At 66.4% G+C, this 10059-nt stretch carries 10 protein-coding genes; 4 read left to right on the top strand and 6 right to left on the bottom strand.

Annotated elements, in window-relative coordinates:
• Positions 1 to 35 precede the first annotated feature (35 nt).
• The 6 genes from RSO01_RS27570 to RSO01_RS27545 all read right to left on the bottom strand — a co-directional run bounded on the left by RSO01_RS27570 (position 36) and on the right by RSO01_RS27545 (position 5385).
• Entirely contained in the window at positions 36 to 560 is a 525-nt protein-coding gene (locus RSO01_RS27570) for a hypothetical protein (RefSeq protein ID WP_147153524.1), read from the bottom strand.
• 144 nt (positions 561 to 704) lie between these two features.
• The gene (ychF, locus tag RSO01_RS27565; RefSeq protein WP_147153522.1) at positions 705 to 1802 is read right to left on the bottom strand and encodes a redox-regulated ATPase YchF; all 1098 of its coding nucleotides are present in this window, start codon (positions 1800 to 1802) and stop codon (positions 705 to 707) included.
• Between the two features lies 1 nt (position 1803).
• The gene (pth, locus tag RSO01_RS27560) at positions 1804 to 2439 is read right to left on the bottom strand and encodes an aminoacyl-tRNA hydrolase (RefSeq protein ID WP_147153520.1); all 636 of its coding nucleotides are present in this window, start codon (positions 2437 to 2439) and stop codon (positions 1804 to 1806) included.
• 27 nt (positions 2440 to 2466) lie between these two features.
• Positions 2467 to 3210 (bottom strand): 50S ribosomal protein L25/general stress protein Ctc, encoded by a 744-nt coding sequence (locus RSO01_RS27555; RefSeq protein ID WP_147153519.1) that lies wholly within the window; start codon positions 3208 to 3210, stop codon positions 2467 to 2469.
• Positions 3211 to 3296: 86 nt separating this feature from the next.
• Entirely contained in the window at positions 3297 to 4229 is a 933-nt protein-coding gene (locus tag RSO01_RS27550; RefSeq protein ID WP_147153517.1) for a ribose-phosphate pyrophosphokinase, read from the bottom strand.
• A gap of 160 nt (positions 4230 to 4389) precedes the next feature.
• A complete protein-coding gene (locus RSO01_RS27545) occupies positions 4390 to 5385 on the bottom strand; it encodes an isopenicillin N synthase family dioxygenase (protein WP_147153515.1) in 996 nt (331 codons plus the stop codon).
• A gap of 84 nt (positions 5386 to 5469) precedes the next feature.
• On the opposite strand from RSO01_RS27545, the gene RSO01_RS27540 reads away from it, so the two are divergent.
• The 4 genes from RSO01_RS27540 to RSO01_RS27525 all read left to right on the top strand — a co-directional run bounded on the left by RSO01_RS27540 (position 5470) and on the right by RSO01_RS27525 (position 10053).
• Positions 5470 to 5853: a RidA family protein gene (locus RSO01_RS27540; protein WP_147153514.1), complete on the top strand. Its 384-nt coding sequence runs from the start codon at positions 5470 to 5472 to the stop codon at positions 5851 to 5853.
• Positions 5854 to 6112: 259 nt separating this feature from the next.
• The gene (locus RSO01_RS27535; protein WP_147153511.1) at positions 6113 to 7462 is read left to right on the top strand and encodes a hypothetical protein; all 1350 of its coding nucleotides are present in this window, start codon (positions 6113 to 6115) and stop codon (positions 7460 to 7462) included.
• Between the two features lie 33 nt (positions 7463 to 7495).
• A complete protein-coding gene (locus RSO01_RS27530) occupies positions 7496 to 9280 on the top strand; it encodes a phage tail tip lysozyme (protein WP_147153509.1) in 1785 nt (594 codons plus the stop codon).
• Positions 9277 to 10053 (top strand): hypothetical protein, encoded by a 777-nt coding sequence (locus RSO01_RS27525; RefSeq protein WP_147153507.1) that lies wholly within the window; start codon positions 9277 to 9279, stop codon positions 10051 to 10053. The genes RSO01_RS27530 and RSO01_RS27525 overlap by 4 nt, the downstream gene beginning before the upstream one ends.
• Positions 10054 to 10059: the final 6 nt, after the last annotated feature.

Here is a 10059-nt window from a genome sequence, read left to right as displayed (position 1 = left end):
AGAGGACGGAATTCGAACGAAGAACGCAGCGCTTCCTACGCCTCGGGCTTGCTGTCCCGCTGTGCCTGCGCAACGCGGCCAGCTTGCGTGATGCTGCCGACGGTCGAGGGCTGAACGATATCCGCGCCCTTGGGGTTCTCGATCGGCTGCACGCCGCCGCGCGCACGCCGGCCGCTCGACGGGTGATGCCGAGGTGCACGGCGCTTGCGTTCGAGCGCGGCCTGCATGCCGGCGTGCATGGCTGCGCGCTTGTCGGCGGCCAGCACCCTGTCGAGCTGTGAGTTGACTCGTTTGAGAGCCCGGGCAAAGACCTGCTTCTTGGCGGCGAGGCCGCGCTCGCTCGCTGGCTTGTCCGCGTCGTTCTTCGCGTCGGCCTTGCGGCTGCGGACGCGGCGGCGGATCTGCCCTTTGAACTTGCCGCGCTGATCGCGCAGCCAGCGCACCAGCTCCAACAATTCATCTCGCTGCAGGCTTGCCACGCTCGGATAGTGGCTGCGGGCGATGGGCTCGTATTCGTCGGCGGCAAGAAGCCGCCGTTCGTCAGCGATCGAGGTGCTCATGTCGGTCCCTCGGTTGACGCGATTGCTACCGATTTGAGACTTACGCTCCTGCCGGCACCATCGCAAACGGAGAATCGCCATGGCTTGGGGCGTCTTGCCGGACCGCGGGCCTCCGGCCTGGAGGCCCGCGGTCCGGCAAGAGAATCAGACGTTGAAGCGGAAGTGGAAGACGTCGCCGTCCTTGACGGCGTACTCCTTGCCCTCGAGCCGCAGCTTGCCGGCGTCTCGGGCGCCGGCTTCGCCGTTCAGGGTGATGTAGTCGTCGTAGGCGATGGTCTCGGCGCGGATGAAACCCTTTTCGAAGTCGGTGTGGATCACACCGGCAGCCTCGGGCGCCTTGGCCTCGCGGCGCACGGTCCAGGCGCGCGCTTCCTTCGGGCCGACCGTGAAGAAGGTCACCAGGTCCAGCAGCTGGTAGCCGGCATGGACGACGCGCGCCAGACCCGTCTCCTTGAGCCCGAGCGACGACAGGTAGTCGCCCTGGTCCTCCGGCGCGAGCTGCGCCACCTCGGCCTCGATGGCGGCAGAGATCACGACCGACGGCATGCCGCGCTTCTTGGCGTACTCGGCGGCCGCCGCACTGTGCTTGTTGCCGGTGGCGGCCGAGGCCTCCTCGACGTTCAGCACGTACATCATGGGCTTGGCGGTGATGAGCTGCAGCCGGGCGAACACCGGCAGCTCCTCGGCGGTGAGATCGGCTTCGCGTGCCGGCTTGCCGTCGCGCAAGGCCGCCAATGCCTTCGCCACCACCGGCGCCTCGGCAGCCGCTTCCTTGTCGCCGCCCTTGGCGCGCTTCTCGAGGTTGGGCAGCCGCTTCTCCAGGCTGTCGAGGTCGGCCAGCATCAGCTCGGTTTCGACGATCTCGGCATCGCGCACCGGGTCGACGCCGCCCGAGACGTGGGTCACATCGCCGTCCTCGAAGCAGCGCAGGACATGGGCGATGGCGTCGACCTCGCGGATGTTGGCCAGGAACTGGTTGCCCAGCCCCTCGCCCTTGGAGGCGCCCTTCACCAGGCCGGCGATGTCGACGAACTCGAGCTGGGTGTTGATGATCTTGGCCGAGCTCGCGATCGCCGCGAGCTTGTCGAGTCGCGGATCGGGCACGGCGACGCGGCCGACGTTCGGCTCGATGGTGCAGAACGGGTAGTTGGCCGCCTGCGCCGCCTGGGTGGCGGTGAGCGCATTGAACAGGGTCGACTTGCCGACATTGGGCAGGCCGACGATTCCACAGTTGAAACCCATCTTACGCTTTCGACTCTTCGGGAGGAGCCCCTTTTGGAGGGGAGGGTGGCGGCGGCGCGAGGTGCGCCACGCGGCTCATATAACGTTCGTCGGCCTTGGCGCCACCTTCGACCAGCAGCGCCGATTCCTCGGCCAGTGCGTCCAACAGCTTGGGCAGCCAGCCGGTCTTGGGGTCGCGCTCATCGGGCTCGAAGTCGCGCAGCACCCAGTGCAGCACCAGGTCCTTGTGGCCGGGATGGCCGATGCCGATGCGAACGCGGCGATAGTCGTTGCCAACATGGGCGTCGATGTCGCGCAGGCCGTTATGACCGCCGGCGCCGCCGCCTTTCTTCATGCGCACGCGGCCCGGCGCCAGGTCGAGCTCGTCGTGGAACACCACGACGCGATCGAGCGGGATCTTCAGGAAGCGTACGGCTTCGCCCACGGCCTTGCTCGATTCGTTCATGAAGGTCATGGGTTTCAACACCAGCGTGCGCTCGCCGCCGAGATGGCCTTCGGCCACCTCGCCGTTGAAGCGCGAACGCCAGGACGAGAAAACACGGCGGCGGACGATCTCGTCCACCGCCATGAATCCCACATTGTGCCGGTGCCCCGCATAGCGTGGCCCGGGGTTGCCGAGCCCGACCAGCAGAAGCATCGAACGTACGGACTAGATGTCCGCCTCTTACTTCTTGGCCGGAGCCGGGGCCTTGCCGCCGGCCGCCGGAGCTGCCGCCGCACCCGCCGCGGGGGCTGCACCTGCCGGAGCCGCACCTGCTGCCGGAGCCGCGCCCTCGGCTGCCGCCGGAGCCGAGGCCGCCGTAGCCGCATCTGCCGCCGCCTGGGCTGCCGCCTCGCGCACCACGGTCGGAGCCGCGATCGAGGCCACGGTGGCGTTCTTGTCGCGTGCAACCACGCGCACGCCGTCAGGGACCTTGAGCGTCGACAGATGGATCGAGTGGCCGATCTCGAGGCCGGTCAGGTCGACCTCGAAGTACTCGGGGATGGTGGCGGGCTTGGTGCGCACGGTGATCTCGTGCAGCACGATGTTCAGCACGCCGCCGCGCTTGATGCCCGGCGCCGCCGCCTCGTTCCTGAAGTGGACGGGCACCTGCACGCTGATGATCGAGTCGGGCCCGACGCGCAGGAAGTCGAGATGCAGAGGCTTGTCCGTCACCGGATCGACCTGCACGTCACGCGGCAGGACATCATAGCCCTGGCCCTCGACGTCGATCTTGAGCTGGTGATTGAAGAAACCCTCCTTGTGCAGCTCGCGCTCGATCGATTTCGGCTCGACCGCGATCATGACGGGGGGCTGCTTGTCGCCGTAGATCACGGCGGGAATCAGTCCATCGCGACGGCTGGAACGGGCGCCCCCTTTGCCGGCCCGGTCCCGCATCTTCGCGATGACCTTTGACGTCTCTGCCATTTCAACTTCTCCTAAGGTTTGCGTTTTCTCTCTCTCACTCACGGCGTGGCCTCCAGGGGTGCCCAATCGCCGGATCTCCAAAACTCCTAATCGAAGAGGCTCGAAACCGAGGTCTCCTCCGAAATGCGCTTGATCGCCTCAGCCATCAGCGTAGCGATGCTGAGCGGCCGCACGTTGGGCGACACGCGCACCGCTTCGGTCGGCTGGATCGAATCGGTGATGACCATCTTCTCCATCGGCGAGGCCGCGACGCGGGCCACCGCGCCGCCCGACAGCACGCCGTGCGTGACATAGGCCGACACCGACTTGGCACCCTGGTCCATCAGGGCGACAGCGGCGTTACAGAGCGTGCCGGCCGAATCGACGATATCGTCGATCAGGATGCAGTCGCGGTTCTTGACGTCGCCGATGACGTTCATCACCTCGCTGACGCCCGCCTGCTCGCGGCGTTTGTCGATGATGGCGAGGTCGGCGTCAATGCGCTTGGCGACGGCGCGGGCGCGCACCACGCCGCCGACGTCGGGCGACACCACGGTGATCTCGCGGTTGCTGAGCGTGTCCGTGATGTCCTTGCCGAACAGGGGACCGGCGAACAGGTTGTCGACCGGGATGTCGAAGAAGCCCTGGATCTGGGCGGCATGGAGGTCGAGGGTCAGCACGCGGCTGGCGCCGGCGTGGGTCAGGAGGTTGGCCACCAGCTTGGCCGAGATCGGGGTGCGCGGGCCGGTGCGGCGATCCTGGCGGGCGTAGCCGTAGTAGGGCATCACCGCCGTGATGCGGCGCGCTGAGCTGCGGCGCAGGGCATCGATGGTGATCAGCAGCTCCATCAGATGGTCATTGGCCGGGAAGCTCGTCGACTGGATGACGAACATGTCCTCGCCGCGCACATTCTCCAGGATCTCGACGAAGATCTCGTTGTCGGAGAAGCGGCGGACGTTGGCCTTGACCAGCGGCAAGGCCAGCTTGGCGGAAATGGCTTCCGCCAGCGGACGATTGCTGTTGCCGGTGAGAATCTTCATATCGCGGACCCCTCGCCGGGCGGGGTCATCATAAGTCGTTGAATTGAAACGACAAAATGGCCTTCCCCGGCCGCGACGCGGCGGACCATACCAATGAGTCCCGGTTCTGTAAACGGCCTGAAACAGCGCGTTTTGGCGCGTCGTGGCGAAGCGCCGGACGTCAGCCCGACCGTTCGATCTCACGGTGCTTGTTGATCTTCATCCAGACATGCTCGCCGGACGTCGTCGTGCCGTAACGCGGTGGGCGATCGGCGTCGGCGCACGTCGGCAGGCACTGGATGACGGCGTCGTAGTTGGGCTGGTGGAAGAAGGCCATCGACAGGCGCCGGGCGGCCGCGCCGGCGGCGCGTGGCGGGTTCACCACGCGGTGTAGCGTCGACACCCAGCGGTCGTTGGTCCATTCGGCCATCAGGTCACCCAGATTAACGACGAATGCATCGGGCTCGTGCGGCACGTCGAGCCAGCCGCCGTCCTTGGCGCGCACCTGCAACCCGCCCTCGGCACCGTCCGGCTTCACGATGGTCAGGCTGCCGTAGTCGGTGTGCACGCCGGCGCGTAATTGGCCGGGCAGCGGCGGCTCATGCTGCGGCGGGTAGTGCAGCATGCTGAAGTTGGTGATGTGGCGGTCGACCTTGTCGTCGAAATAATGCTCGTCCATGCCGAGCGCCATGGCGAAGATCCGCATCAGGCTCGTCGCCAGCCCCTCCATGCTGCGATAGTAGGCGGTCCAGGTCGTGCGGAACTCGGGCAGGCCTTCGGGCCACATGTTGGGCGCGAAGAAGTTGGCCGGCGTTGCGGCACGATGATACGCGTCGTCGGGTGCGTCGACCGGGCCGATGGAGAAGGACTCCTTGTAGTCGGGCGGCGTCTTCTCATCGAGGCTGTAGGCCAGCGCCTCGTTGCCGAGCGCAATGTAGCCGCGATAACGGTCGGGCGGCATGCGGTAGCGTATCTTCTCCTCGAGCGGGCGCGCGAAGAAGGTCGTCGAGACGCCGCGCATGTCGTCGACCAGCGATGCGGGAATGCCGTGGCCGGTGACCAGCAGGAAGCCGATCTCGCTACAGGCGGTGTTCACCGCCGCAGCGACCGCACGGCGTTGGGCGTCGCCGCCCTTGAGGAAGGGCGAAATGTCGATGATGGGGATGGTAGCGGCCATGCGGTCGGTCCTCCGGTCGGGGACGACGCAATTCAGATGCCAATGGCTTCGGGCTACGGTCTTCAGCGGACCATGAGGTGATGTATGAAGTTCCATATCCTCGACGGCTTCCCGAAGTCCGTCTCGCCCAGCAGCCACGCCGCCGAGGCCGACGGCTTCGTCTTCCTGACCGGCCAGTTCGGGCGGGATCTCGACGATCCGGCCAAGCCTTTGCCCGACGGTATCCGGGCGCAGACCGACGTGACCCTGCGCAACATGCGCCGGGTCCTCGACTCGCTCGGTCTCACGATGGGCCAGGTGCTGAGCGTTCGGGTGTTCCTGACCCGCTTCAAGCGCGACTACGACGCCATGAACGAGGTCTATGCCGGCTTCTTCCCGGAGGGCGCGCGGCCGACGCGCACCTGTATCGGCGTCACCGACCTGGTGCGCGACGCCCTGATCGAGATCGACTGCATCGCCAAGAGGTAGTGGTTTCCTCGCCTCTATCGCGCAACACTCGCTATCGTTGTGTCAAAGGTGTGTTTTCCGGCAAGCACCGCTGTCGCTTTTGCGGCGCATTTGCAGCCTGAAAATCGAGTGAGAGCGTAAATCTTTCTGAACCACTGAATGTATCGGCGTGGACCCCAAACGTTCTCCGTCAGAGAAATGACAGATAGCATGAGTCGCGCTATAGTTGCGTCACGCTGCCTGAGAGTTTCATCGCTGGGGCAGGGGCTGCGGGGGATCGATGATCTGGGCCAGAAGCTGCTGGGCGGTGTCTGCCGCGCTGTCCATTTCTGCCTGTGGTTTGCGCGACCAGCTCGATCCGGGAGCCGTCAGCGTACGAGGCGTTCAGCCGACGATCGAGCAGCTCAACGTCGCGACGAACCGTCAGCTTCAGGACGGTCTCGTCGAGCACTTCGCACATCAGGCCGGGTACACGACGCAATTCGTGCCCAACAACCCCGGGGCGACGCTTGGCGCCGTGGATTCGCGATGGGGGTTGGTGTTCGAGGCCGGGATCTACGAGGTCGGCCGCCAGTGCGACCAGTATCTCGACGCGCTCTTCCGCTTCAATCGAGAGCAGCGCGCCAACCGCCAGGGGCTGATCGCGCTCGCGGCCGGCGCCGGTGCGATCATGGGCCTGGCCGGCGTCACGACGACGGCGATTGCGATCACGGCCGCCGCCTTCGGGGTGTCCGCCAGCCTGTTCGAGGCCGGTGTGAACTCGGTGCTGTTCACGATCGAGCCGTCGGCGCTGCGCAACGTCGCGCTGCGGGGCCGCGAGGCCTATCTCGACGACCTGAGAGAGAAGAACGTCCAGATCAACACGCGCCCGCGCATGATGATCGCCGTTCAAGGTTATCTCAGCCAGTGCTCGCCGGCGGCGATCGAAGCCAACATCAACAATGCCGCCAGCGGCGCGCCGTCGGTCGCCTCGACCGACCCGCGCGTCCGCCAGCAGGCGGCCGGCCTTGCCGCACCGGCGCTATCGACGATGGCCAAGGCGTCCGAGATCGTCAGCGGGACCGTGGCGCCCGCCGCGCCGGTGCCGGTGGCGTTCATTCCGCCCGACGCCGTGAAGAACGAGACGCCGGTCATTCCCGAGCTCAAGGAGGCGCAGAAGGCTCTCGGCGTCGAGCCTGACGGCCGCTACGGCAAGGAGACGAGACCGGCCATCCGCGAATTCCAGACCGGCATGTATCGCCGCAATCCGACTGAGTGGCCGCAGACCGAGATCACCGGCAACCTGACCAGCCGGTCCGGTCGAGTGCTGCCGACGCTGAAGCCGATGCCGGCGGTCTTCATGTCACCGTTCGAGCGCGCCTACCTCGGCAATGACGGGAGCTTTTTCACGGCCGATCCATTGGCGACGGTCGATCCAGGGCGGCTCAACGCCACCCTTATCTTCCTGGAGGCCACGCCGGAACAATTGGGCGCTGCGACCACGCTGGAAGCCAAGATGAAACTGCTGCGCGAGCGCATCGTGGAGATGCGCACGAAGCTCAGCCTGCCGTCGGCCAAGCCGATCCTCGACGCGGCGCTCTACGCGGCGGTGTGGAAGACCTCGCCGCTCAACGTCAACAAGACGCCCTGACCACGACGACGGAACCAGCCGAGGGAGCGCACGATGGCCGACTTCACCGTCACTCAGGACACGCCGCTCTTTTCCGCCGCCAACATGCATTCGCCCATGCTGGGCGTCGTCAAAGCAGGCATGGACGTCCAGGGCGAAGAGGCGCTCGGCTTCGTCAAGACACGTGTCGATAAAGTGTCCGTAGAGGAAGGCTTCGTCTTCTTCGGGGCGCTCGAGGAGAAGCCGTCGCTGCCGCAGCCGATCAGCGACGACAGGGTCGGCGTCTTCATCGCCCTGGTCACGCGCATGGCGCGGGACGTCGGCGCCGACCGGGACTATATGCTGGCCGCCGCCTATGCCGGCACGGCCAACCTCAAGAGCCTGGGCGGCCCCGGCGACGGGCCGATCGGCCCCTTCCAACACTCGGCCAAGGAATGGAGCGACGCGATCACCACCGGCCCGGCGCAAGGCCTGGGTTTCACCAAGCAGGACCGCTATCGCTGGAGCAGCCAGGCCGAGGTCGCGGCCCGCCTCACGGCAGAGGCCATGAAGACCTACCAGGAGACGGTGGGAAAGCCGGCCCAATTCGCTGAACTTTACTTCGCCCAACTCTACGGCAAGGGGGCATATGACCTGCTGAAGGGCGCCCGCAGCGCCAAATGCAGCGACGTCATCAAGAATGCGGCACCGGGCTCGTATGCTGAGAAGCTCAGCAAGGGCTCCAGTACGATCGCCGAGGCGATTGACGACCTGAAGGCCCGCCTGATCACGGCCTACGCCGTGGCGCGGGCCGAGATCGACAAGCAGCCGCCCGAGATCCGGTTCTTCCGCAAGGACGAGAAGGCGGTCGATGGCGAGCCGCCGTGGCTCACGGTCGCCCGCGCCGAGATGGTGCGCGGCGTATCGGAGACGCCCGACCTCAGGAACACTGCCGACATCAAGGCCTACCTGCGGGCGGCCGGTCTCGATGATCCCGGGGACAAGACGCCGTGGTGCGGCGCCTTCCTCGCCTTCTGCGTGAAGACCTGCGGCGTCAAGGAGATCGAGGACAGCGTCGTGAAGAGCGCCGGGCTCGCTTCATCGTGGGAGAACTGGGGAAACCCTGTCGCTGAGCCGTTCCCGGTCGGCACGGTCGTCGTCCTGAACGACAATGCGGGCAACGCGGGCCATGTCGGTCTGATTGCCGGCAGCGATGCGGCGAACATACAGGTTCTGGGCGGCAACCAGGGCGGCGGTAGCGTTGGACCGGACAAGGTCGGGATCGTTCCGTTGGCGAAGGCCAAGATCCGCGCGACCCGCATCATGGCGATACCGGCGCCGCCAGCGGTCGCCGGCGTCGCCGTCGATCTTGCCGCGCTGCGCAATCTCGGCGTCAGCGCAACGCCGGCCGATGCCGACTTCGTCGCCAAGGCACCGAAGATCATGCGCGACCTGATGCGTGATCTTCCCGGCCTCGAGGACTTTCAGGCCGGCGCCATTCTGGGCAACATCGGCCACGAATGCGGCGGCTTCCGCCAGCTCGTGCAGCTTGGCATGGCCGAAGGCACGGGCGGCATGGGATGGTGCCAATGGGACGGTTCCCGCCGCGAGGCCTTCCTGCAGCATGCGGCCAGTCGCGGGCTGAGCTTCCGTTCGGACGAAGCGAACTATGGGTACCTGCTCGAGGAACTCAGGGGAACCGAGAACGCGGCGTTCAAGGCGCTAAGGCTCCGGACCTCGCTCGAGGCCGCCGTGGTGAACTTCGACGAACGCTTCGAACGGTCGGGGGTCAAGGCGCTCGACAAGCGCACGCGCTATGCGCAGCTGGCGATGGCTGCTTTCCGGGGGGTGACGCCATGAAGATTCGATTGCTTGCCTGCGTTGCGCTTCTCATTGCCGGTCTCCCGTTTCCTGCAGCAGCAGCCGAGCCGGCGGCACCTGGCTTCGGCCCTGAAGTCTTCCAGCAGGCCGGCCGCGCGGTGTTCTACCTGTTCGTGATGGCGGTGATCCTCGAATCGGCGCTGGCGCTGCTGTTCAACTGGAAGCCCTTCGTCGAGAACCTCGTGCCGCGCGCGGTGCGGCCGGTGATCGCCTTCCTTGCCGCCATCCTGGTCGTGCACCTGCTCGGGATGGACGTCGTGGCGGCCCTGGCCAATGCGCTGGACGGCACCAAGCATGAAGCCACCATAACGGGGCAGGTCATCACCGCCATGGTGATCGCCGGTGGCAGCGCTGGCGTGAACACCATGCTGATAGCGCTTGGCTTCCGCTCCGTTCGTACACCCGAGACGACCGCACCGAAGCCACCCCCCGACAAGGCCTGGCTCGCCCTGCGTGCGCTCGACGGCAGGTCACGGGGCGACCTCTTCGTCTACCTGACCTCGCCACCGGGCGGCGCCAATGCGCTCCTGGGGGTCATCAAGGGCCGCTCCAAGCCCGCTTCGATCCTCAGCTGGTTCGTGAGCGACCGCGGGCGCCTGCCGAGCTACGGCGGCCATACGGTCCAGCCCGGCCAGGACTATGTGATCCAGGTACGCGGCACGGACGAGAACGGCGTGCCGCTGCCGCCCGCTACCTACGGTCCCCTGCAGTTCGCCAAAGGGGCGGTCGTCGACATCGATGTGAAGCTCTAGGCGCCC

The organism is Reyranella soli, assembly GCF_007992495.1.
Taxonomy (GTDB): domain Bacteria; phylum Pseudomonadota; class Alphaproteobacteria; order Reyranellales; family Reyranellaceae; genus Reyranella; species Reyranella soli.
The sequence above is the reverse complement of the archived record's forward strand: the minus strand, read 5'-3'. Positions and strand labels throughout refer to the sequence as shown.